This window comes from Arcobacter sp. ISO1 (assembly GCF_058105185.1).
This window is the reverse complement of record NZ_CM176573.1, coordinates 2,695,413-2,717,878: the sequence shown is the minus strand read 5'-3', so window position 1 is coordinate 2,717,878 and position 22,466 is coordinate 2,695,413. Positions and strand designations below refer to the sequence as shown.

Genomic DNA, 22,466 nt, shown 5'->3' with positions numbered 1-22,466 from the left:
TTTGTCACCCCTTTTTTATTAGATATTTAAAATTACTTTTACTTTCTAAAACAAGTCAACACTACTAACTTGCTCTTCATGAAATCTTACTACTTTATCTCTACCACTACTTTTTGCTTCATATAAAGCAATATCAGCATTTTTAAGAACTGAATCAAAGTTTTTGCCATCTTGTGGGAATATAGATAAACCTACACTAATGGTTTTTTTAAGTTTTGCTCCTGCATAAACATCGATTTCATTTTCTCTAACTTTTTTACCAATATTATTTGCAATTTTTAGGGCATTTTCTTCATCTTTAACACCAACTAGTAAAACTATAAACTCTTCCCCACCATATCTTACTACAAGGTCAGATTCTCTAACAGATTCTTCTAAAATAGTTGCAAGTTCCCTTAATACTTTATCTCCAATATCATGTCCATATTCATCATTTACAGCTTTAAAGTGATCCATGTCCAACATTAACACACCAATATTTGTATTATCTCTTTTTGCTTGAGGAATTAGTTTTTTAGAGTGTTCATCTAAAAACTTTCTATTATAAAGACCAGTAAGACCATCTCTAAATGCTGAATTTTTTAAGGCATTCATTAATAAATTAACTTCAAGAGAAGGTGAAGCTTCTTTTAAATAGTTCTTGATAAATACAGTCTTTTGCTTTAATGCTTCAAACTCTTCTTCTGTATCTACAACACAGTGAACTATTAGATATAAACTTTTTACTATATTTATATTAAAACAATAATAGTATTTATCTTTTTTATCAAAATATTGACAACTATTATGTAAATCAATTGAATGTACATCACTTTTTGTTCTAGCACTTCTGCACAATTCTGGAGATTCACAAAGAGTTTTGTAACAATAAAAAGATTCACCTTTTTCTATAACCTTTGTGATTTTATTATTTAGCATATCAATTTCAGAAAATGTAAAATTGTGTAGTTCAAATTCATTTTCCATAACATCTGCAAGTCTTTGGTAAATCTCTTCTTTTGAACTATCTTGCTCAACTTCTTTTTTAAATTGATATAGGTTTGAAAGCTTTTTGATGACTTCTCTTGATTCATTTAATGGATTTCTATTGGTTGAAAATTCAGTTTTATAACCTATAAATCCTTGAAGTTTTTTATCAATCTCTTCTGTAGTATCTCTAAAGGTTATCATTAGATTATTGTAATCATTAGTTAAATCTTTAATATCTTTTGATAATCCAAATGGAGCTTCTACTTTTTTAAAGTTACCATTTAAAGCATAACTAATATTGCTTTTAAAAAGAGTTAACAAAAAGTTATAAGGGCTAAGTATTTTTCTACTTATAAATGTAAAAATTAGTATTGTTAATATAACAATAAAAACAGTCAGATATAAAGATTCAATACCAATTTCTTTAATAGAACTAATATCCAATTGCATAGAAACTGCACCTAATGTTTCACCTTGAGGAACATTATGACATTTAAGGCAATCAATTCCTTTATCTGCTTGTGCAATATAAGGAATCGAAATTCTAATTTTTGAAGTTGTTAAAGCTTCATCAATTTTATATGTGATTTCTCCACTTTTTAAAACCTCTTCATCTATTTCATCCCTTGGAATATTAAAAGAAGTAGTATTAAATTGTTCATTAATTTTTTCACTTCTTACAAGCCATAGTTTATCAATATTTCTAATATTAGAAACAGATTGAATAAATGTATCTATATCATCCATATTATTGTTTACCATATGAGAAGTTAGGCCACTTTTTACAACTTCAGAAATAGAATTAGCATTATGTATCGCAGATTTTATTCCAATATTACGTAAATTATATAAACTATAAAAAGTAATAAAAATTGATAAAATAATAATTATTAAAATTGAAAATGTTAATATATTTTTCTTCATTCAACCATCCTGGTGAGTATTAAATAATAAAAATCCTATTATTTTTGAGTATATTATCACAATAGTCTTGTTTTTTCAAAGTCAAAAACTATATTTTGAAAAGATCTTTTGGATTAATATGCATCTCATTTTTAGTTGCTTGGAAAGTTAGTGTATCATTTACTCTTCCAACCACATAACCTTTCTTTATCCATCTTCCAACTTTTAAAGATGGAGAGATTTTATCAAGATGTGAATAAACTGTATGTAAGCCATTTTGATGGGCTATAATTACAACATTTTCAAGCATACCAGCATCTTTTTTTGCATATACAATTTTCCCATTAAATATTGCTTTTACTTTTGCTTGTGGTCTTTTAGATTTTAAAACTACAGATTCATTGAAAAGTTCAATTTTATAAACTGGGTCATAGTATTTCCCAAATCTTTTAATTACATTAAATGAATCAAGGGGTGCAATAGTTTTACGTCCTCTATATCTAGAAATTTTAATTCCTGAAGTTGATGAACCAATCATTCTTACATCAATATCAATATTATTAGCATATTTTTCATTTCTAGTATCATCTACATTGAAGTTATCTTTTTTTGTTTTAGTTGATTTTTTCTTCTTTTTTCTAGCTGCAAGTTTTTTAGCTCTAGCAATTCTTTCTTGCTTTTGTTTTTCTATTTCCTCTTTTTTAAGGATGTTTAATTTCCCAAGTAAGCTTTTTAATGATTCTTGTTTTTGTAAAGTTTTCTTCAATTCCTCTTGATAAACTTTATGTTTTTTTTCTAAAGATACTAAAGATTTAGAGTGCTTTTTTTTCAGTAAATTTAATTCTTTTTTTCTTTTTTTTCTATCTTCTATATATGAAGCAATTTTTTTGATTCTATTTTGATTCTCTTTTTTATTTTGAGTAATTAAGTCATAAGAATTATTAAGTTTTAAAATTTCATCTTTAGAACTTTGAGATAATATAGTATATATTTCAGAATCAATTAACTCTTCCAAAGAGCTTTCATCTGCAAGCTTCATTGCAATTGCAGAAGAAAATTCTTCTATAATAACTTTTACTATTTGTCTTTCATTTTCTTTTTTTTCTTTTATTAAAGTTTTAGAGTTTTTTTGCAAGTTTGTAAGTTTACTTCTTGCATCTTTTAATTGCGCTTCATGCTTTTTAATATCATTATTTACTATATTGATATCTTCTTCAAGTTTAGTTAATTCTTTGTTTTGTTTTGATATTTGTTTAGCTAAGATTTTAACTAGAAAATCTGTTTTCATTTGAGTTGTTTTACTTTTTTCAAGTATTTTTTTATTACTAGTAATTTTTCTATCGATGTTTTTTGTTGAAGAGTCTAAAAAACTAAATAATATTATTGATAAAAATAAAAGTCTAATCATATTTCATTTTGTATTTTAAAAGTACGCCTATTATTGTTAGTATTGAAATCCCAAAAGAAAGTAAGAAAATCTTGATAAGTGAATTGTTTATTGTAAGAGTAACAATAACAATACTCTCTAAATCTTTTGGTAATAATACGCCAATATCTCCAACTAAGTATATGAAAATTCCTGAAACAATTAGAAAAGACAATAAAGAACTCATAATAGCATATTTTAAAATTGTAGATGAACTATATAAAATAGAAGCACCATGTAGTTTTAATATAGTTATTTTTTCATGATGTTCATGGAACCATATTCTAATTTGTTTAGAAATCATAATAATTGCGAAAATCAAAATTATAGAAAACAAAATTAAACTAATTTGATTTAATAGTAATAATAAAAGATATACACTATTATGGTTTTTAGAAAACATTTCAACTTTTCTAATATTTTTATTTTGATAAAGTTGATTTTTTATAATTTCTAATTGATAAGTTGTAGGGAAAACCTCAAGTTTGATTTTATAAAAATGGGGTAATTTTTGTTTTAATAAATCAATAGATGATTTTGATAAACTTGATTTTATATTGTTTATAATTCTATTGTTTTCAAGGGTAATGATTTTTTCAACTCTTATATCACCAAGCTCAGTTATATCTTCTTTTATTAATGGTGTGTTTGTTATTACAACAATTGAGTAATCATTTGCAATGGTTTTTTTATAGTTGTCTAAAATATTAGAAGAAAAAAGATAAATTGTAAAAGAGATTAACATTGCAGTTAATGGAATAACAAAAGCAAAAGTGTTTTTAAGAAACTTCATATATTATTCCATCCTCAATAGACAACTGTCTAAATCTAATACCAAAGTTTTTTGGAACCCTATGAGTTACAACAACAACTGTAATCCCTAATTGTTCATTTGCACCTTTTAATAAATTCCAAACGACATCGGCAGAATAATCATCTAGGTTTCCTGTTGGTTCATCTGCAATAATTATTTTTGGGTTATGGGCCAACGCCCTTGCAACTGCAACTCTTTGTTGCTCTCCTCCACTAAGTTCATTTGGATAATATCCTTCTCTATGACTTAGTTTTACATGGGCAAGAAGTTTTTTTGCTTGTTCTTTTGAAATGTCATGGGAATATCCATTGATTTTTAAGGGAATCATAATATTTTCTTCTATTGTCCACTCTTTGATTAATTTATAATCTTGGAAAATAATCCCTATATCTTTTCTTAATCGCCTAAGAGCTTTTCCTTTTATCCCAAAAACTTCTTGACCTGCAATATTTAAGTTCCCATGTTTTAATGGGATTTCACCATAAAACGATTTTAATAAAGTAGATTTACCACTACCACTTGTTCCACCAATGAATATAAATTCTCTTTCTCTAATGAAAAAATTACCTTTTTTTATAATGTATTTATTCTCATCATATGAAAGATAGATATTCTTGGCATTAATCATTTTTTAGCATCTCTTTTAATTGATTATGTGCTTTTATATTTGCACTTGTTGGTAAAGGTAGATCTTGAAAATATTTTGCTTTCTTATTTTCAATCAAAATATATTTATTTAATGGTCTATCAAAACTTCCAAAAGTTACTTGAATTAAACCAGAGTGACTCTCTTCCATAGTAAATATATCTTCAATATGAATAAAGTAATCATCTTTTACAACGGCTTTTGTGCTAATATTATTTATGATTTCATCAAATTCAATCTCATCACTAAATGAGAAGTCATAATTAAAGTTAATCTCTTTATCTTCTTGGGCACATTTTAATACTACATCATAAATATTTTTACCTTGTTTTTTCCATCTATCTTCATATTTACTTGAAATTGCCAAGTCTTTGTTTATATCAATAGTTATTTGTCCAGATGGTAAGTTTGTTAAAAGTTCAATACAATAATCAAAATATTTTCTACTATCTGTTCTAAGCTCTAGAGTGCCTTCTTTTTTTAATACCCTTAAGGCTTCATTGATAAAGGCATTTGAATAGATTCTTCTATGGGGTTTTTTATCCCAAGGTACAGGGAAATGAACAAATATCCTTCCAACTTTATTGGATTTGATAAATTCCATAAATAATCTTGCGTCATAATTTACTACTAAAATATTTTCAATTCCTTGAATCTCAACTTGTTTTAGTAATTGTTCAATTGATGGGGTGTGGATTTCAAGACCAATATATTGAATATTAGGATTTTGCTTTGCTTGATGTAAAAGGTGTCTTCCACTACCAAATCCAATCTCAATATTAATTTGCTTTTCTGTATCAAAATCATTTACAAAATAATCAATATCTTTTAAATATTTTTGTGTAGGTTTGATTTTTTGGTTTATACTTTGAGTATTTGAAAATACAATATTTGCATCAATTTCATTAACATAGGCATTTAAGGCATCTTTTACAAGTTGTACTGGAGTTACTCTAGTAACTTTATCAACTTTTAAAAGGTGTTTTTCCTCTTTTTGTTTTAATGTAAGCAGAAAATCTTTATTCTCTTTTTCTACACAAATCTTATATTCTGTTTTTCTAGGTTTACTAGTAAAATTAAATGATTTTGCTATAAATTTAAAAGTAACATCTTCATTTTTTGAAGGTGTTACTAAATCTTTGTTAAAACTGTCAAATATGATGTGCGGCATTTACTAATTCAACTCTTGTAATTTAGGTAAAACCAATTCTGTTTTATCAGTAATCTCAGATAAGATACCATTTTTATCAACAGCTTGAATTGAGTAGCTGTAAACTACTCCTCTTACAATATCTTTATCTTCAAATCTTAAAGCATTGATATTTTCAATTTTTTCTTTTTTTGTTTTGAAGAAGTTTTCTTTGATACTTTTATGAATCACATAAGAAACGGCTCTTCTATCACCAGGTTGCCAGTTTAAAATTGCTTTTTCACCTTGAATTTGTGCTAAAGTGATAACTGGTTTTGCTAGTTTTCCTAATGTTGAACCCATTATAGAATTGATATTTAAATCACTTTCTAATCCATCTTTATCAACAGAACTAATTTTATAGAAATATGCTTTTCCATCTTCATTTACAAAATCTTGGAACTCTAAAGTATTTGTGTCAACAGTTTTTATAACATCAAACCCATTATCTGCATCTGAACTTCTGTAAATATTGTATTTAATCACATCAGAAGATTGTGAAGGTTCCCATGTTAATACAATTTTTCTTGGTAAGTCTCTAGAGGCTTTTAAGCTTAAAATACCTTCAGGTAAAGGTTTTGTTTGAGCTTTTACAATAGCACTTGGTTGTGATTCTAAGCCATCAAAACTTAAAGCTGTAATTCTATAGTTATAAACTACATTATCATCTAAGTCTAAATCTATAAATTCAGCTTGTAATCTTCCATCAATTGTATCAAGTTTTTCCCACTTGCTTGTTGATGGTGAACTTCTTTCAATTTTGTATGATTCAATTCTTTCATTTGAATGAGGTCTCCAGATGATTTTAATTTGTCTTGGTAGATTTGAAATTGCTTGAATAAAACTAACTCCTTCCATTTTTGGCAGGGTTGATACAATATAATCATTAGTAGTTCTTGATTCAACTTCCCCTTTTGTAGCTGAAGAGATTTTGTAAACATACTTTGTATTTGGTGCTAAGTCTTCATCGACATAATGCGTAGTATATCTATTTTCAATAGTGTCAATTAATTTTAATTTTTCACCATCCTCTTGAAGATTAGCTCTATAAAAGTGATATCCAACAACTCTTGGGTCATCAACTTTTCTCCACTCAAAGGCAATATTATTAATATCAGAGATAGTTCTAATAGAAGCAGAATCAACAACCTCTAAAGTATCATCAATTTTTGGAAGATTTGGTTGAGATAAATTACCATTTGTACATCCACTAACTAGTAAAATCAAAGCAGTTAATGATGTTAGTTTCATTAATTTTGTCATATACACTCTCCATGTTAAAGTTTTTTTCTAAAAATTCTTGCATATCATTATTAAGCTTTGCTGTAAAACTCATTTGTTTATTTGTAATTGGGTGAATTAAATATAAATTATATGCATGTAAATAAAATCTATTTATTTTATTTAATTCGCCCTTAAATCCATATAAATTATCCCCAAGTATATGCCTATTTATCGAAGCTAGATGGACTCTTATTTGATGAGTTCTTCCTGTGAAAAGTTTAGCAGCTATTAAATCATTTTTTTCATTATTTGATGTAACAAGCTTACTAAAAGCAGATTTTGCATTTTTACCATTTTCTAAAATTGTCATTTTGAGTCTATTTGTTGGATTTCTTCCAATTGGTTTTTCAATAATCACATCTTCTTTTAGGGGTAAATCTATAATTGCAAGATAATATCTTCCCATGGTTTTATCTTCCAATTGCTTCGCAAGTCCCACATGGGCTTCATTGCTTTTTGCAACAACCATAACACCACTAGTTCCTTTATCTAGTCTGTGAACAATTCCATGCCTTTCTTCACCTGAAATTGTTGAGAGAGAGATATTTTTTAGTTTAAGCCAATCAACTAAAGTTGCATCTTTAACACTTGGTGCATCATGTATAGTAAGATTATAAGGTTTATTTAAAACCAATATATGTTCATCTTCATATATGATTCCAACCTCTTTATCTTTTAAAGATTCTTGTATAAATTTTTCATCTTTTATTGGGTTTATTTGTGCTTCAGGGAAAAATACTTCAATTTCTTGATTCTCTTTTAATTTTATTCCTGGTTTACTAACGGTTTTCCCATCTACTTTTACATACTCTTTTTTTATTAGTTGTTCAAGTTGGTTTCTTGAGGCCTCAATATTAAGACTTAGAAACTTATCTAACCTATTTGGCTCTTGGACAATAAAATTTTTATTCATATTTGGATACTCTTTCATTATGCGTTTATTTGACAAAAGAATTATATCTCATTTTGACTATTTATTAATAATATTCATTTTACCTTTGGTTTTGCTTTCTTATAACTTGATTAGCGAAACAAACACAGCCTTAGCCAATAAGCAATTGGTGTATTTTTCTATCTCTTTAATTGCTTTTTTTTTAGTTTTTATTTTACCTATTAGACGGCATATTAGATTAATTCCTCTTTTATATTGGCTAGGAATAATCCTTTTATTAGCTGTGGAGTTTTTCGGTGAAACAAGGCTTGGAGCAAAAAGGTGGCTTTCTTTACCAATTACAGGGATGACAATACAACCAAGTGAGCTTTTTAAACCTGTATTTATTTTAATGATGGGATACCTAATTCAAAATAGAGAACCTGAAAAAAGTGGTTACACCTTAAAAGATTTTGTTTACTTCTCTTTTTATATCCTTTTACCCTTTGTTTTAATAGCAAAAGAACCAGACTTAGGAACAGCCTTAGTTTTACTTTTAGTTGGTTATGGGATATTGTTTATTATTGGTGTAAACTGGAGGATATGGGCAGGTATTATTGTTACAATAGCTTTAGCTTCCCCTTTGATATACTCAAATTTAATAAAAGATTATCAGAAAAAAAGGATAAAGGACTTCTTATCTGAAAAGCCAAGTTATCAAGTTCAACAATCGATTATTGCAATTGGTAATGGTGGAGTTGTAGGGAAAGATACTGAAGAGGCAACACAAACACAATTGAAGTTTTTGCCAATTGCCACAAGTGATTTTATTTTTGCTTACTTTGTTGAAAGGTATGGCTTTTTAGGGGCTTTTGGACTAATCTTTGTTTATGGATTATTGATATTTCACCTATTGTCCTTAAATTACTATTTCCATGATGATTATATTATTCGAGCCTTTGCCTCCGGATTGGGGTTTTTAATATTTTTTAATATGAGTGTAAATATTTTAATGGTTATAGGCTATGCCCCTGTTGTAGGTTTACCTTTACCAATGTTTTCATATGGTGGAAGTTCCTTTATTAACTTTATTGTTTTATTTGCAATATTAGAAAATCTATTAGCCTTTAGGTTTATGGATTCCTATCATTTTGAAAGAAGATTAAAATAGTTGAATTAAGGTTTTAATAATCTTAATTCAATTATTAATACAACTGTTTAGTCAAATAAATAGCTTTTGTTTCTAAATAAAGCTCTAACCTTATCCATTTGTGAGTAAAAGTTTGACATCATTACAGTAAGAATATATCTTCCTTTTTTTGTTAAATTAATAACATCATTTTCAATATAAATAATTCCAAAGTTTTTAAGTATAAATAATTCTTTTCCTAAAATCTTTTCTAAACTTATATTGAATTTTTTATTATAAGCTTTTATATCAAAAGTTCCAGAAAATAAAGTACATAAAATATAGTATTGAATTACATTTTTTTCACTAAATTCACTTTTTGCTAAAATTGTGTCTTTTTTTGCTTTTAATAACTCTTCATATTTTTCTAAATCAAAGGCATTAATAAATAGTATTCCTTCTAAATAAGAAAAAGCACCACTTCCTAGACCTATATATTCGTTGTGAGTTGAAATGTATTCATCATTCATATTAACTTTATTTCTTGAAAATGACCACATATTATTAGCTTGGTAATCTTTTAATTCTTCATTTATAATATTATAAAAATGCTCTTTATTATTGTTGGGTTTAAATTTATTTGTAAATTTTGAATTAAGTGTTGAGCTCATAAGTGGATAGGTAACTACTTGTTCAACGCCCAGTGATTTAGCAATTTCTAAATCATCTCTTAACATCTGTTCTGTTTGATTTGGAAGGTTAAATATTAAGTCAATATTTGTCATAGGTAAGATATCTTGAATATCTTTAATTTTTTTTATTAGTGATTTAGAATCACCAAATTTATCAAGTCTGCCTAATTGTCTTAATAAAGTATCATTAAAACTTTGAACTCCAATTGATAATCTTTTCACATAACCTTTTAATTTTTTTATAGTTTCAACTTCAATATGATTTGGATCAGTCTCAATGGAAACATCTTCAACATCAAAACATTTTTTTAAAAGTTTTAATGTTTTTAACAACTCTACATCATTTATAAGAGGACTTCCTCCCCCTATGTAAATGGAGTCAATTTTTACATCATGTGATTTAAGTATTTTTATTTCTTCCCTTAAGTTTTGAAAATATTTTATTGAAGCTTTGTCTTCATATTTATATTTGTGAAAAGTGCAAAATGGACATAAATTGTCGCAAAATGGAATGTGTAAATATAAAAGGTATGAAATATCTTTCTTAGTATGATTGAATTTAGAATCATTTTTTTCTGTTTTTACAATCTTAACTGATGACTCAAAAGTTTTATTAACTATATTATTTACTATGTTATTAAAAAGTATGTTTTTCATATTATTAATCATTTTTTATCCTTTGTGAAATCTTATATCTACATAGTAAATTTAATGTAAATATATACCTATGATGAATTATACTCAACATAAGGGTGAAAATAAGGTTATATAATATTATATAACCTTAAAGTGAGATTTAATATGTGATTTACATTAAATTTACATACAAGTATTAAGATTCGGTTAACAATATTTAAAAGGATCAAAAATGAGTAGTACATTTAATAGAAGAGATTTTCTAAAAGCTACTTCTGCAACTGCTGCTATAGCGGGTACATCTTGTATGGCAGGTAAGTTAGGTTCTCTTGATAATCCAGTATTCTCAGGGGGAAACAAAACTGTTAACTCTTACTGCGAGATGTGCAGTAGTAGATGTCAGATTCAAGCTAAAGTTGAAAATGGAAAAGTGAAATTCATCCAAGGTAATAAACACTCAAAAGGAATGAAAACTTCTGTTTGTGCTAGAGGAGCTTCTGGTCACTCTCAACTTTATGATAATGAAAGATTAGTAAAACCTTTAATTAGAGTAGGGCAAAGAGGTGAAAACAAATGGATGGAAGTTTCAAACGAAGAAGCTTTAGACTTTATTGCAAAAAAATTAGCAAAAATTAAAGAAGAGCATGGAGCAAGATCTGTTGTATTCTCTGCAAAAACAGGTGATCATCACCACAATATGGCTACATTTGCAAGTGCATATGGAAGTCCAAATATTTTTTCACACTATAGTTCATGTCCAATCACTTATAAAGTTGCCTTCCCTCATACATATGGGACAAGTTTAGCTAGAGATTTTGGAAATGCTAAGTATATTCTTAACTTTGGACATAATTTATTTGAGGGTATTGCAGTTAGTAAAACTAAAAAACTAGCCCATGTGGCAAATTCTGATAAAACAAAACTTGTTGTATTAGACCCAAGATTTTCAATAGTGGCATCAAAAGCAGATGAGTGGCATACTGTGAAACCAGGTACAGATTTAGCTTTTGTTTTAGCTTTAACTCATGTTTGGTTAAGGGATGGAACTTATGATAAAGAGTTTGTTGATAAATATACTATTGGTATAGAAAAACTTGTTGAAAGTACAAAAGATACAACACCACAATGGCAAGAAAAAATTACAGGCATTAAAGCAGAAGTTGTTGAAAGAATTGCAAAAGAGATTTATAAAGCTGCTCCTAGCGTTATCATTGATTGGGGTCACAAAACAACAACCGGTCCATCTGAATACCAAAGAACAAGAGCAATTTTAGTGGCAAATGCGCTTATGGGTAATCTTGAAAAAGAGGGTGGTGTTTACATGAAGAAAAAAGCTAAAACTGTAAACAAACTTGCAAAAATGGATATTGCACCAACTATTGGAAAACCTGATAAAGGTATAAAAATCTTAAAAGAATTAAGAATCGACAAAGCTGGTGAAAAAGGTGAAGAGAATGTTTTTATTTCAAGAAAACATGGTGTTTTACAAGATATCCCTAAAGCTATATTAACAGGTATTCCTTATGGAATAAAAGGGTGGTTTTTAACAAGACATAATCCATTAATTACTGTTGCTGATTCTACTAAAATTAAACAAGCAATGAATAAACTTGATTTAATAGTTGTAAATGATATTTATATGTCTGAAACTGCATTGATGGCTGATGTGATTATACCTGAAGCTACATATTTAGAAAGGGATGAAGGTATAGTTGATAAAGCTTCTAAAGCTCCTGCATATATGATGAGAAATAAAGTTATTGATCCAATTAATAATACTTTATCAACAGCTCAAATATTTAGAAGTTTAGCAAATAAATTAAATATAGATGCTTTATATAAATGGGATAATATGACTCAATATAGAGTTCAACAAGCAAAAGGAAATACTGATCTTTTAGAAAAACTAGCAAAAGAGGGTTATGTATCATTTGGTATTCCTCCTTTATTAATGAGAGAAAAAACTTATGTTGATAATTTTGTAGCGAAATATCCAAGTGCAGTGGAGAATTTGGATGAAGATGGTTTATTTGCAGGGAAAATGAAATTTAAGACACCAAGTGGAAAAATTGAAATTTTCTCTGAAAAAGTCGAGTCAGAATTCCCTGGTTATGGAGTTCCCGGAGTTGATGATATGGATTTACAAAAAGGCTTTCCTTATATTATTACATCAGGTAAAACAGCAATCCATACAAATGGACATACACAAAATGTCCCTTATCTAAATAGTTTAATGAGTGATAATCCTGTTTGGATTAATACAGTTACTGCTAAAAAAGAGGGGATTAAAACTGGAGATAAAATATTTATTGAAAGTTATGTTGGAAAAGAAAAAGCAACAGCTTTTGTAACAGAAGGTATTAGACCTGATACTTTATTTGTTTATATGGGATTTGGTAGAGAATCTGAGAAATTAACAAGAACAAATGGAGTTGGAACTAGTCAATCAAAATTATTGTCTTTAAATAAAGGGACAGTTTGTTCAACAATGATTACAAATATTGGTGCAAGAATAATTAAGGCGTAAGGGGTAAGTTATGAAAAAGAATTATAGAATGATACATGATGAAAATCTATGTATTGGATGTCAAGCATGTAGTGTAGCTTGTAGAAGTGAAAATAATGTTCATGATGATGTATTTAGACTACAAGTTAGAATAAATACAGAAGGAACTTTCCCTAATCTTAAAATGGATATGAAAAGACAATCTTGTGCAATGTGTGAAGATGCACCTTGTGTTGATGTTTGTCCAACAGGTGCATCTTTCCAAACAAAAGATGGACTTGTTCAATTAGATCATCAACTTTGTGTTTCTTGTAAATATTGTGTAGTTGCTTGTCCTTATGATGCAAGATATACAGATCCAGTTACAAAAAATATTGATAAATGTACTTTTTGTTACTCAAATAGAGTTTCAAAAGGGCAAGATCCAGCATGTGTTACTGTGTGTCCAACTGATGCACTAGTATTTGGTGATATGAATGATAAAGAATCTGAAGTTTATAAAAAAGCTAATGAAAATATTTTAACATATCCAAAAGCACACTTAGGTACTAAAACTAAATTAGCATTTGTTCCAAATAAAAAAGGAGTAAGTTATGAATAATATGTGGGGAAGTATGGCTCAATATGAAGTCATTAATTGGCCTTGGCCAATTGCAGTATATCTGTTTTTAGCGGGTATAAGTGCAGGTTCGATAATAGTTGCATTATTAGTAAAATGGAATAGACATAATCATGAATCTGAAACCCCTTCTATTTGGGATGCAATGGTAAAAGCAGGAGCAATTATTTCTCCTGTGGCAATTATAATTGGTTTAGGATTATTGATATTAGATTTAGGTAAACCTTTATCATTTTATTGGTTGTTAATTAGTTATAATTTTACTTCTGTAATGACTCTTGGTGTTATAGCATTGTTTTTATATACTCCATTTGCAATTATATTTACAGGTATAATTTTTGAAGATACAATTAAAAAAATACCTGTTATAAAAATGTTTGCTCCTATCATAGCTTATATAAAAAAATATACAGAATATGCGAAAAAAGCAGAATATTTCTTATTCTTTTTAGCTTTAATTGTTGGGGCTTATACAGGTTTCCTTTTATCTGCAAATATGAGTATTCCTATGTGGAATTCTCCAATATTACCTGTACTGTTCCTAGCATCAGGAATCTCAGCTGGAATTGCAGGAAATATTTTAGTTGGAATGTTATTTTTCAAAAGTAGTGTTAATAAAGAGAGTATTAAATATCTTTTAATGCTAGATTTAAGAGTTATAATGGTTGAAATCCCACTTCTAATTTTGTTATTTGTTGGAATGTTATATTCAGGTGGGGAAGCAAAAGTTGCTGCTATTGACGCTTTAAGTACAGGTAGTTGGGCAGCAGTATTCTGGGTAGGTGTAATCTTATTAGGATTAATTTTACCTGTAATAATTGCTTTTACAGCTTTAAAAAATCATGCTTATAAAGTAAAATTTATTATGATTAACTCTATTGTGGTTTTAGTTGGTGTAGCACTACTAAGATTCTATGTTGTTTATGCAGGTCAGTTATTTACTGGTTCTTCTGCTATAGCTTAAATAAATAAAAGAATAAATATAATTAGAAAGATTTAATCTTTCTAATTATATACTTAAATTATGAAAATTTTACTTTTAGAAGACGATTACATTTACAATGAGAGTGTTACAGAATATTTAGAAGATATTGGATATGAAGTTGATAGTTTCTATGATGGAGAATCAGCTTTAGATGCCTTAGTTGAAAATAAATATTACTTAGCAATATTAGATATAAAAGTGCCTAAATTAAATGGTCACGAGGTTATTAGATATCTTAAAGATATAGGTAATGATACTCCTATTATTATAACAACATCACTGGTTGATATTGATAATATTACAATTGGTTATCAACTAGGTTGTAAAGATTATCTTAAAAAACCCTATGAATTAAAAGAGTTAGAACTAAGAATAAATAGTTTAATTACTACTAAATATAATACTTCAGAGAATTCTTTGTGTAATTTAATGAATGAATATACATTTAGTTTACAAAATAGAATATTGAAATTAAAAGATAAAGAGATAGATTTAACTTTAAAAGAAAAAGAGTTAGTTGAATTTTTAGTTAGTAATGCAAACTGTTTTTGTGATATGGAAACAATTAGAGAAAACGTATGGGAAGGAAAAGATATTCATTACGCTGATATTAGAATGTATATTAGAAAAATTAGAATTAAAACCCATAAAGATTTTATTATATCCTCAAGGGGATTAGGATACAAAATTGAAGCAACAAAATGATGAGAAAAAATATGCTTATATTTATACCTTGTTATTGATGGTATTGTTTACAATACCAGTTTATTTTGCTTTAACTTATGCCTATGAAAATGAATTGATTTTAAAAGAGATGTCATTGGAAAAATATTCCAATGAGTTAGAGAATAAAATCTACTCTGAACAGATTAATTTAACTAGAAGTGTCAAAATAAAATATGCATTTTTAAATAAAATGGGTGAGAAACAACTGTATGATTTATCAAAGGATTTAGAAAATTATGATTTTAAAACTTTTGTTGATTACCCATACTTTTATTATAAAAAACATGTTAATAATAATATTTATGGCATATCAACTATAATTTGTGAAACAAAAATTGATTATTCAAAGGTTATTTTGCTAGCAACAATTTTATTTTTCTCTGTTCTTATTAATATTATATTATTAAATAGAAGTATTATTAGAAATATATCAAAACCCTATGAGTTAGTTCAAAAATATACAAATATACTATTTAACGACACAATGCATGAACTAAAAACTCCCCTTGGAATAATAAATTTAAATTTAGACTTACTAGTTAGGAAAAATGGAGAGAATAAACATATAAATAGAATGAAAATTGCATTGAAGCAAATACAAATTAATTATGAATCCATTGAATATTATATTAAAAATCAAAAGGTTAAGTATTCAAAGGACAAAATAAATCTTTCTGAATATCTCTTAACAAGAGTTGATTTTTTTGAAGATATTGGAAAATCAAAATTTATGACAATAGAAACTAATATAGAAAATGAAGTATTTATCTATATGAATCTTTTAGAACTTCAAAGAATTATAGATAACACAATTATAAATGCAATTAAATATTCAAAACCACAAAGTAAGATTGAAGTTTCTCTTAAATCGGAGCTTGATACATGTTTTCTTACAATTAAAGATTATGGTTACGGAATAAAAGATACAAAAAGTGTTTTTCAAAGATTTACAAGAGAGGATCAAACTCAAGGCGGCTTTGGATTAGGTTTAAATATTATAAAAACTATTTGTGATAAAAATGGTATTGAAGTTAAGTTAGAATCACAAGAGGATGTTGGCTCAAGTTTCATCTATGAAATTGAAATATATAAAAGAAAATTTTTGGATAAATTAGAAAATGAACAATAAGAATTTTTTAAAAATCACACTATTTGTTGTATTTAGTTGTGTTACTTTAATTTGGGTTTTTGATAATTATTTAACAACTCAAAAACAAGAAAAAATTGAGATAAAAATAGACTCATATCTAAAGGAGTTAACAGATTTAGTAGATAAGAATAAAAATCTTGTAATGACAGCTTCTGTTTTACTTGCAAAAGATGAAAGTATAAAAAGATGTTTAAGAACAAAGGAACAATGTAATTGTTTGAAATATCTGAGTCGGTCAAAGGAATCATTACTAAATACATATCTTTTTGATGATTTTAAAATACATGTTCATGATAAAGATTTAAATAGTTTTTATAGACTTTGGGACCCAAATAGGGAAAATGATTCTTTAGACTCTTTTAGACACTCTTTAAAAATTGTAAAAAACCACAAAAGTCCTATCTCTTGTATTGAGATTGGAAGATTTTCAATGCTTATTAGAGGAATTTCACCAGTTATTGATGACGGCAAGTATTTAGGTTCAATTGAAGCAATAACTAATTTTAATTCTTTAATAGAGGAGTTTGAACAAAAAGGGGTTAAACTATATATTCTTATGAACAGGGAGTATCAATCTGTTGCCTCAAAAGTTGAGTTTTCAAAGGAACAAGAACTTAGAAACTTTGTACTTTTAAATAAAACAAATGAAGATATAAGTTTTTTAAATGATATTGATTTTAATGGAACACAATATCATAAAATGGGATATTATTATATAGTTAACACACCAATTTATGATATATCTAGACAGGTGATAGGTTATTATGTCCTAAAGGTTTATTTATGATTTTTGATAATCTTTTTAACTTCATTTAGAAGTTCAACTGAAGCATCAATTTCAGCTTTTCTAATTGCAACACTTTCAATATTACAACCAATAGGAATACCTCTTTTTAAACCAAACTTATATAACTCTTCAAATATTCTTTTTGATAGTTCTACTGAATCTTTTAAAATATTACCTGATTCTTTTAATTCTTCTTCTAAATAGTTGGGTACATTTATACCTAGCCATTTCATAAAATCTAAAGTTTTTGCACTTCCACAAGGTGTGAGTGTAAAAATTATAGGCACAAGTTCAAGTGAATTTTCTTTTGCATATTTTACATAGTCAGTTAAAAAAGTTTTTGCTGCGTGAACATCATAAACACATTGTGTAATAAAATATTCACAACCAGATTTTTGTTTAGATACAACTCTAGTGTGTTCATTATGTTTTGACATGTGTCTTTCTGGGATTGCAATTCCCCCAAGACAAAGATTATTATTAACTTCCCTTTTTAAAGAATATGCTTCTTTTAAAGTTAAAGGGTTTTTTTGCTCATGGGATGCAGCTCCTACAAACACAGAGTGAACTTGATTTTGTTTTGTAAACTCTAGCCATTTTGAAAATGTTTCAGTTGTGTAGTTACCCACAGCTCTATAAACAATTCTTGGTGTTTTTAGTTCTTGTAGATAATTATGTGAATATTCACAGGGGTCTAAGGTTTTAATAAAAGGGAAAGGTCTTTCTTCATCTGTTCTATCTGATTCATCTTGAATATCATATAATACCAATCCATCTACATCTAATTTAGAAATTCTATCAACATGCCTTGAAGCAATCTCTTTTATCTCTTCTTGAGTATGTTTTACCTTTGGAGGTGTGATTCCATAAAGAACTATACCACTTTGTTTATTTCTAATTTTTTCTGTTAACATTAAAAACCTTGAGCTATTTAATAATTTTTTTGTATTTTACTTAATACAACTTGTAATAAACATAAATTTTTACTTTTGTTTTTGTTTTAGGTCTAGGATAATCTTTATATGCAATCTCAATTGTTTCAATTGTATTTTTATCTAAACTGGTATAACCAGATGAGTTTGAAAGTTTCAAATCACTAATATCTCCATTTGGATGTAAGAAAAACTCAACTATATTCATCCCTTGTTGACCTGTTCTAATTGCAATTCTTGGATATTTTAAATATTTTTGAGTAATTCGACCAATGTTTTTTAAGTTTTTTTGTAAATAAACTTTTTGAACCTTGGTAAAAGAATTGTATTCTTTTCCATAAAGTCTTAAATAGCTTTTTGTTATATCATCCAACATATTTTTATCAAGGGGTACTGGTTCTGCTAATAAAAAGTTTTCTAGAGATTTTTTAGGAATAGTTTTTCTCTTTTCTTGGGGTTTTATTTCAACTTTTTTAGGAATCTGTTTTGTAGGTGTTGGTTTTACTTCAACTTTTTCAACTGGTTTTGGAATAATTTTTTTCGCTTTTTTTGTAATTGGTTTTTTCTTTTGAGGAACAATTTTTTTCTTATCAACTACTTTAAAATTTTTAGTTTTAGTTTTTTTAATTTCTGATTTTTTTATCTCTTCTTTGATTTGTTTTTTTGCTGGTTTTTGAACTTTTTTTGGCATTAATTTTACATAATTTATTGATGATTTATTTATTTTTTTTGATGTAGATGCACTTTGTTTAATATCTTCTTTTTTTTCTATTGAAGAAAAGAATAAAAAATGTAAAGAAAGTGATAAAATAAAGGCAAGTATAATAAGTTTCATACTCCTATTATAGTAGAATGTAGCTTTTAAAATATATAGATATAGGACCAATAATGTTTGAAAAATCAATCAATGCGTATGAAGAAGCAAAACAAGTTATACCTGGGGGCGTTGACTCTCCAGTAAGAGCATTTACAAGTGTAGGTGGAACACCTCCATTTATTGATAGAGGTGAGGGTGCATATTTAATTGATATAGATGGAAATAAATATTTAGATTTTGTACAAAGTTGGGGTCCATTAATTTTTGGACATTGTAATGAAGAGATTGAAGAAGCTGTAATTAAAACAGTAAAAAAAGGTTTATCTTTTGGTGCACCAAGTGTTTTAGAAACTGAACTTGCATCAGAAATTGTTGAAATGTATGATCATATTGATAAAGTTAGATTTGTAAGTTCTGGTACTGAAGCAACTATGTCAGCTATTAGATTAGCAAGGGGTGTAACTGGAAGAAATGACATTATAAAGTTTGTTGGAAATTATCATGGACATTCAGATTCTTTATTAGTTCAAGCTGGATCTGGACTAGCAACTTTTGGAACACCAAGTTCTCCAGGAGTTCCTGCAGATTTAACAAAACACACAATTGTATGTGAATATAACAATCTTGAAGACTTAAGAAAATGTTTTAAGCAATCATCTGATATTGCTTGTATTATAATGGAACCAATTGCTGGAAATATGGGATTAGTTCCTGCTTCATCAGAATTTTTAAAAGAGTGTAGGGAACTTTGTGATAAAAATGGTGCCTTATTGATTTTAGATGAAGTTATGACAGGATTTAGAACTTCTTTAACTGGTGCCCATGGATTAATTGATGTTAAAGGTGACATTATTACTTTTGGTAAAGTAATTGGTGCAGGTATGCCTGTTGGTGCTTTTGCCGCTTCAAAAGAGATTATGGGACATTTAAGTCCAGATGGAGCAGTTTATCAAGCAGGTACATTAAGTGGAAACCCAGTTGCTATGGCTGCAGGTTTAACAAGTCTTAGAAAGCTTAAAGCTAATCCTGAAATTTATGAAGAGTTAAATAAAAAAGCTGTTAGATTAACAAATGGACTTAAAAAAGTAGCAAGTGATAATGGTATTGGTTTACAAGTTGATACTAGAGGTTCTATGTTTGGTTTCTTTTTTGCAGACAAAATGCCTACAAACTTTAAAGAAGTAAGCGAATATTGCGATTTTGATAGATTCTGTAAATTCCACCATGAGATGATTAAAAAAGGTTTTTACTTTGCTTGTTCACAATATGAAGCAGGTTTTATGTGTACTGTTATTACTGATGAAATGATTGATGAGTGTATTGCAGCTGCAAATGAAGTAATGAAAGATTTATAAAAATCAGATAAGAAAAGAAACAACTCGTTGTTTCCTTTAGGATTTGCTTCTTTAAATATGGCTTTGCCATATTGTTAAAAGAAGTTAAATAATGATAAGGTCCCTTTCTTCATAGCGTAGTCTTGTGGCGAACAAAGTGAAGACAAAAAATGGGACATTTTTTAAGGATTATTTTATGGAACATTTAATTGAAAAAAACGTTGATTTACTAAAAAAAGCAAACATCTACTTTGATGGAAGAGTTACAAGTAGAAATTATACTGATAATGAAGGTGTAATTAAATCTTTAGGTGTAATGTTACCAGGTGAATATACCTTTGGAACAAAAGCAGCAGAAAAGATGGAAATTATTTCAGGCAAAGTAGAAGTTTTATTTGCAGGTATAGAAAGTAATTGGGAAAGATTCCAAGAGGGTGATACTTTTGAAGTTCCTGCTAATTCTTCTTTTGAAATAAAAGTTAATGAGATTACAGATTATTTATGTACTTACATGTAAGATAGGTAAAAATGGAAAATAAACAAGAAAAAAAAATACCAAAACATAGAGATAAGCTTGAAGCCTTAGATAACCTTTCTTTAGGGATTTCTATTGTCGCAGCAATAGCTATTGGTTTTGGAGTTGGATATGGTCTAAAAACATGGACAGGTTATACATGGACTTTATGGTTAGGAATATTTTGGGGTATTGCTGCAGCGGGTTTAAATATCTATAAGGCATATAAAAGAGCTCAAAAACAATTTGAGGGAATGGAAAATGACCCAAGATATGCCCATAGAGCAAAATATGGGGACAAGTCTTACGACGAAGATGAATAAAAAAGAGATTTTAAATTTTGCAAAGGTTTTCATTATTATTGACCTTTGCATTATTATATATGTATTACTAGCTTATGATAAGATTTGGGTTTTAAATACTCAAGTTGCTTTCTTAGGTTCTTTATTTGTAACTTTAGCTTCATATTTTTCATATCAAAGAAATATTAAAAATAGATTATCTAATTTTGATTCTTCAGATGAGAAAAAAATATTAGATGATAGGGACAAAGTCGATGAGATAGATGATCCTTTTGATTTATATTCTGAAGATGTAGAACCTATTGCTGAAGAAGATTTAACCCCAGAAAAGATTAAAGAGATTATAAAAGAAGAGAAATCAAAAGTAAAAAAGAATTCACTAAAAAATACATTGTTTTCTGCTGGTGGATTTATTTCTATTTATAGAATATTTGGTTATGGGTTTTTAATATTTGGATTTTTTGCTTTAAATAACAATAAAATATTTTTACCAATCCCATTTTTACTGGGATTAGCAATTGTTCCAATATCAGTTTTATTAGCTAAGTTTACTCTGAAATTAATGGAAGATCAATAGTTATTTTATCTTCATCTTTTGTAACTATAAATGATGCATTTTCATCTTTATAGTTAAAGTTTTCAGTAGAACATTTAGTGCTTGAAAATACTTCTACACTAATTATAGAGTGTTTTTTACCCTCTAGTCTAATATATTCCCCAATTTTAAGAATTACAGATGTTGTTAACATCTCTGATTCTTGAAAATTATCGTAAATGAGATTTAATGCTTTAATAAACTCACTAGCATTAATTTTAAATTCTGGAATTGAAGGGTCATAGTTTTTAATAAACTTTGCAGTAGATTTGATTTTTTTAGTTGAAATAGCTAAATCAACTAGAGTAAAAATATTTGTAATATTTGTGTTTTTTGTACTTAATTCTGAGTCTTTTTTAACCATTGCACTTTTGTAAAGCTTCATATGAATTTCATCTTCATTTTCATACTTTACTGTAATTGCATAAAAAGAATAGTTTTTTAAACTTAAATCAAAATATGTTGTTTCTATTCCAAAAGTTTTTGGAGCATGCTTTAGCGTTAAATCAAAAAGCTCTTTTTGCTTAATACGACTAAGCAAAAATTGAGCTTCTTGATTTGAATAAGTGATTTTACCATTTGATGAAAATGATATTATAGGATTTAAATCTATTTCGACCCAATCTTCATAAAAATTCAT

General features: G+C 27.5%; 22 protein-coding genes. 11 read left to right on the top strand and 11 right to left on the bottom strand.

Translation table 11 applies throughout. The features are described 5' to 3' along the window. Positions 1-45: 45 nt before the first annotated feature. The 7 genes from AC2TY9_RS13445 to AC2TY9_RS13415 all read right to left on the bottom strand — a co-directional run bounded on the left by AC2TY9_RS13445 (position 46) and on the right by AC2TY9_RS13415 (position 8,144). Positions 46-1,893, bottom strand: a complete 1,848-nt coding sequence (locus AC2TY9_RS13445) for a GGDEF domain-containing protein (RefSeq protein ID WP_489778033.1) — start codon at positions 1,891-1,893, stop codon at positions 46-48. Between the two features lie 88 nt (positions 1,894-1,981). After that, entirely contained in the window at positions 1,982-3,280 is a 1,299-nt protein-coding gene (locus AC2TY9_RS13440; protein WP_489778032.1) for a murein hydrolase activator EnvC family protein, read from the bottom strand. Next, positions 3,273-4,091, bottom strand: a complete 819-nt coding sequence (locus AC2TY9_RS13435; protein ID WP_489778031.1) for a cell division protein FtsX — start codon at positions 4,089-4,091, stop codon at positions 3,273-3,275. The genes AC2TY9_RS13440 and AC2TY9_RS13435 overlap by 8 nt, the downstream gene beginning before the upstream one ends. Next, entirely contained in the window at positions 4,078-4,740 is a 663-nt protein-coding gene (locus AC2TY9_RS13430; protein ID WP_489778030.1) for a cell division ATP-binding protein FtsE, read from the bottom strand. Before AC2TY9_RS13430 ends, AC2TY9_RS13435 begins: the two co-directional genes overlap by 14 nt. Continuing rightward, entirely contained in the window at positions 4,733-5,929 is a 1,197-nt protein-coding gene (gene trmB / locus AC2TY9_RS13425) for a tRNA (guanosine(46)-N7)-methyltransferase TrmB (RefSeq protein ID WP_489778029.1), read from the bottom strand. The genes AC2TY9_RS13430 and trmB overlap by 8 nt, the downstream gene beginning before the upstream one ends. Before the next feature lie 3 nt (positions 5,930-5,932). Then, positions 5,933-7,210 carry a fibronectin type III domain-containing protein gene (locus AC2TY9_RS13420; RefSeq protein ID WP_489778028.1) on the bottom strand — a complete coding sequence of 426 codons (1,278 nt, stop codon included), beginning with the start codon at positions 7,208-7,210 and terminating at the stop codon, positions 5,933-5,935. After that, positions 7,158-8,144, bottom strand: coding sequence for an RluA family pseudouridine synthase (locus tag AC2TY9_RS13415; RefSeq protein ID WP_489778027.1), 987 nt, complete (start codon positions 8,142-8,144; stop codon positions 7,158-7,160). Before AC2TY9_RS13415 ends, AC2TY9_RS13420 begins: the two co-directional genes overlap by 53 nt. A 19-nt stretch (positions 8,145-8,163) precedes the next feature. Between AC2TY9_RS13415 and AC2TY9_RS13410 the strand changes: the two genes are divergently transcribed. Continuing rightward, entirely contained in the window at positions 8,164-9,273 is a 1,110-nt protein-coding gene (locus AC2TY9_RS13410) for an FtsW/RodA/SpoVE family cell cycle protein (protein ID WP_489778026.1), read from the top strand. A gap of 47 nt (positions 9,274-9,320) precedes the next feature. Here AC2TY9_RS13410 and AC2TY9_RS13405 read toward each other — a convergent pair whose 3' ends face one another. Next, positions 9,321-10,592 (bottom strand): coproporphyrinogen III oxidase family protein, encoded by a 1,272-nt coding sequence (locus tag AC2TY9_RS13405; RefSeq protein WP_489778025.1) that lies wholly within the window; start codon positions 10,590-10,592, stop codon positions 9,321-9,323. A 199-nt stretch (positions 10,593-10,791) separates the two neighbouring features. Between AC2TY9_RS13405 and phsA the strand changes: the two genes are divergently transcribed. From phsA to AC2TY9_RS13375, 6 genes are read left to right on the top strand one after another with little or no spacing between them, the layout of a single operon-like run. Further along, positions 10,792-13,086: a thiosulfate reductase PhsA gene (gene phsA / locus AC2TY9_RS13400; protein WP_489778024.1), complete on the top strand. Its 2,295-nt coding sequence runs from the start codon at positions 10,792-10,794 to the stop codon at positions 13,084-13,086. A 10-nt stretch (positions 13,087-13,096) separates the two neighbouring features. Continuing rightward, positions 13,097-13,666: a 4Fe-4S dicluster domain-containing protein gene (locus tag AC2TY9_RS13395; RefSeq protein ID WP_489778023.1), complete on the top strand. Its 570-nt coding sequence runs from the start codon at positions 13,097-13,099 to the stop codon at positions 13,664-13,666. Beyond that, on the top strand, positions 13,659-14,648 hold the full coding sequence (gene nrfD, locus AC2TY9_RS13390) for an NrfD/PsrC family molybdoenzyme membrane anchor subunit (protein ID WP_489778022.1): 990 nt from the start codon (positions 13,659-13,661) through the stop codon (positions 14,646-14,648). The genes AC2TY9_RS13395 and nrfD overlap by 8 nt, the downstream gene beginning before the upstream one ends. Positions 14,649-14,708: 60 nt before the next feature. Next, positions 14,709-15,374, top strand: coding sequence for a response regulator transcription factor (locus tag AC2TY9_RS13385; protein WP_489778021.1), 666 nt, complete (start codon positions 14,709-14,711; stop codon positions 15,372-15,374). Beyond that, positions 15,358-16,524 carry a sensor histidine kinase gene (locus AC2TY9_RS13380; protein ID WP_489778020.1) on the top strand — a complete coding sequence of 389 codons (1,167 nt, stop codon included), beginning with the start codon at positions 15,358-15,360 and terminating at the stop codon, positions 16,522-16,524. The genes AC2TY9_RS13385 and AC2TY9_RS13380 overlap by 17 nt, the downstream gene beginning before the upstream one ends. Further along, positions 16,514-17,332, top strand: coding sequence for a cache domain-containing protein (locus tag AC2TY9_RS13375; RefSeq protein WP_489778019.1), 819 nt, complete (start codon positions 16,514-16,516; stop codon positions 17,330-17,332). The genes AC2TY9_RS13380 and AC2TY9_RS13375 overlap by 11 nt, the downstream gene beginning before the upstream one ends. Here the strand turns inward: AC2TY9_RS13375 and AC2TY9_RS13370 are convergent. Together AC2TY9_RS13370 and AC2TY9_RS13365 are read right to left on the bottom strand one after the other, a co-directional pair. Then, positions 17,323-18,246, bottom strand: a complete 924-nt coding sequence (locus AC2TY9_RS13370; RefSeq protein ID WP_489778018.1) for a methylenetetrahydrofolate reductase — start codon at positions 18,244-18,246, stop codon at positions 17,323-17,325. The two genes, AC2TY9_RS13375 and AC2TY9_RS13370, sit on opposite strands and share 10 nt — an antisense overlap. Before the next feature lie 40 nt (positions 18,247-18,286). Further along, complete coding sequence (locus AC2TY9_RS13365; RefSeq protein ID WP_489778017.1) at positions 18,287-19,099, bottom strand: energy transducer TonB; 813 nt, start codon at positions 19,097-19,099, stop codon at positions 18,287-18,289. A 53-nt stretch (positions 19,100-19,152) separates the two neighbouring features. On the opposite strand from AC2TY9_RS13365, the gene hemL reads away from it, so the two are divergent. The 4 genes from hemL (at position 19,153) to AC2TY9_RS13345 (ending at position 21,808) form a co-directional block, all read left to right on the top strand. Further along, on the top strand, positions 19,153-20,436 hold the full coding sequence (gene hemL / locus AC2TY9_RS13360) for a glutamate-1-semialdehyde 2,1-aminomutase (protein WP_489778016.1): 1,284 nt from the start codon (positions 19,153-19,155) through the stop codon (positions 20,434-20,436). Between the two features lie 175 nt (positions 20,437-20,611). Continuing rightward, positions 20,612-20,932 carry a pyrimidine/purine nucleoside phosphorylase gene (ppnP, locus tag AC2TY9_RS13355; protein ID WP_489778015.1) on the top strand — a complete coding sequence of 107 codons (321 nt, stop codon included), beginning with the start codon at positions 20,612-20,614 and terminating at the stop codon, positions 20,930-20,932. Between the two features lie 11 nt (positions 20,933-20,943). After that, positions 20,944-21,252, top strand: a complete 309-nt coding sequence (locus AC2TY9_RS13350) for an AtpZ/AtpI family protein (RefSeq protein WP_489778014.1) — start codon at positions 20,944-20,946, stop codon at positions 21,250-21,252. Beyond that, entirely contained in the window at positions 21,191-21,808 is a 618-nt protein-coding gene (locus AC2TY9_RS13345) for a hypothetical protein (protein ID WP_489778013.1), read from the top strand. The genes AC2TY9_RS13350 and AC2TY9_RS13345 overlap by 62 nt, the downstream gene beginning before the upstream one ends. On the opposite strand, the gene AC2TY9_RS13340 is transcribed toward AC2TY9_RS13345, so the two are convergent. Then, positions 21,780-22,466 (bottom strand): hypothetical protein, encoded by a 687-nt coding sequence (locus AC2TY9_RS13340; protein WP_489778012.1) that lies wholly within the window; start codon positions 22,464-22,466, stop codon positions 21,780-21,782. The genes AC2TY9_RS13345 and AC2TY9_RS13340 overlap by 29 nt on opposite strands.

Coding starts and splice junctions, on each gene's coding strand:
- AC2TY9_RS13445 (WP_489778033.1), bottom strand. CDS start 1,893: ATGAAGAAAAATATATTAACATTTTCAATTTTAATAATTATTATTTTA.
- AC2TY9_RS13440 (WP_489778032.1), bottom strand. CDS start 3,280: ATGATTAGACTTTTATTTTTATCAATAATATTATTTAGTTTTTTAGAC.
- AC2TY9_RS13435 (WP_489778031.1), bottom strand. CDS start 4,091: ATGAAGTTTCTTAAAAACACTTTTGCTTTTGTTATTCCATTAACTGCA.
- AC2TY9_RS13430 (WP_489778030.1), bottom strand. CDS start 4,740: ATGATTAATGCCAAGAATATCTATCTTTCATATGATGAGAATAAATAC.
- trmB (WP_489778029.1), bottom strand. CDS start 5,929: ATGCCGCACATCATATTTGACAGTTTTAACAAAGATTTAGTAACACCT.
- AC2TY9_RS13420 (WP_489778028.1), bottom strand. CDS start 7,210: ATGACAAAATTAATGAAACTAACATCATTAACTGCTTTGATTTTACTA.
- AC2TY9_RS13415 (WP_489778027.1), bottom strand. CDS start 8,144: ATGAATAAAAATTTTATTGTCCAAGAGCCAAATAGGTTAGATAAGTTT.
- AC2TY9_RS13410 (WP_489778026.1), top strand. CDS start 8,164: ATGCGTTTATTTGACAAAAGAATTATATCTCATTTTGACTATTTATTA.
- AC2TY9_RS13405 (WP_489778025.1), bottom strand. CDS start 10,592: ATGATTAATAATATGAAAAACATACTTTTTAATAACATAGTAAATAAT.
- phsA (WP_489778024.1), top strand. CDS start 10,792: ATGAGTAGTACATTTAATAGAAGAGATTTTCTAAAAGCTACTTCTGCA.
- AC2TY9_RS13395 (WP_489778023.1), top strand. CDS start 13,097: ATGAAAAAGAATTATAGAATGATACATGATGAAAATCTATGTATTGGA.
- nrfD (WP_489778022.1), top strand. CDS start 13,659: ATGAATAATATGTGGGGAAGTATGGCTCAATATGAAGTCATTAATTGG.
- AC2TY9_RS13385 (WP_489778021.1), top strand. CDS start 14,709: ATGAAAATTTTACTTTTAGAAGACGATTACATTTACAATGAGAGTGTT.
- AC2TY9_RS13375 (WP_489778019.1), top strand. CDS start 16,514: ATGAACAATAAGAATTTTTTAAAAATCACACTATTTGTTGTATTTAGT.
- AC2TY9_RS13370 (WP_489778018.1), bottom strand. CDS start 18,246: ATGTTAACAGAAAAAATTAGAAATAAACAAAGTGGTATAGTTCTTTAT.
- AC2TY9_RS13365 (WP_489778017.1), bottom strand. CDS start 19,099: ATGAAACTTATTATACTTGCCTTTATTTTATCACTTTCTTTACATTTT.
- hemL (WP_489778016.1), top strand. CDS start 19,153: ATGTTTGAAAAATCAATCAATGCGTATGAAGAAGCAAAACAAGTTATA.
- ppnP (WP_489778015.1), top strand. CDS start 20,612: ATGGAACATTTAATTGAAAAAAACGTTGATTTACTAAAAAAAGCAAAC.
- AC2TY9_RS13350 (WP_489778014.1), top strand. CDS start 20,944: ATGGAAAATAAACAAGAAAAAAAAATACCAAAACATAGAGATAAGCTT.
- AC2TY9_RS13345 (WP_489778013.1), top strand. CDS start 21,191: ATGACCCAAGATATGCCCATAGAGCAAAATATGGGGACAAGTCTTACG.
- AC2TY9_RS13340 (WP_489778012.1), bottom strand. CDS start 22,466: ATGAATTTTTATGAAGATTGGGTCGAAATAGATTTAAATCCTATAATA.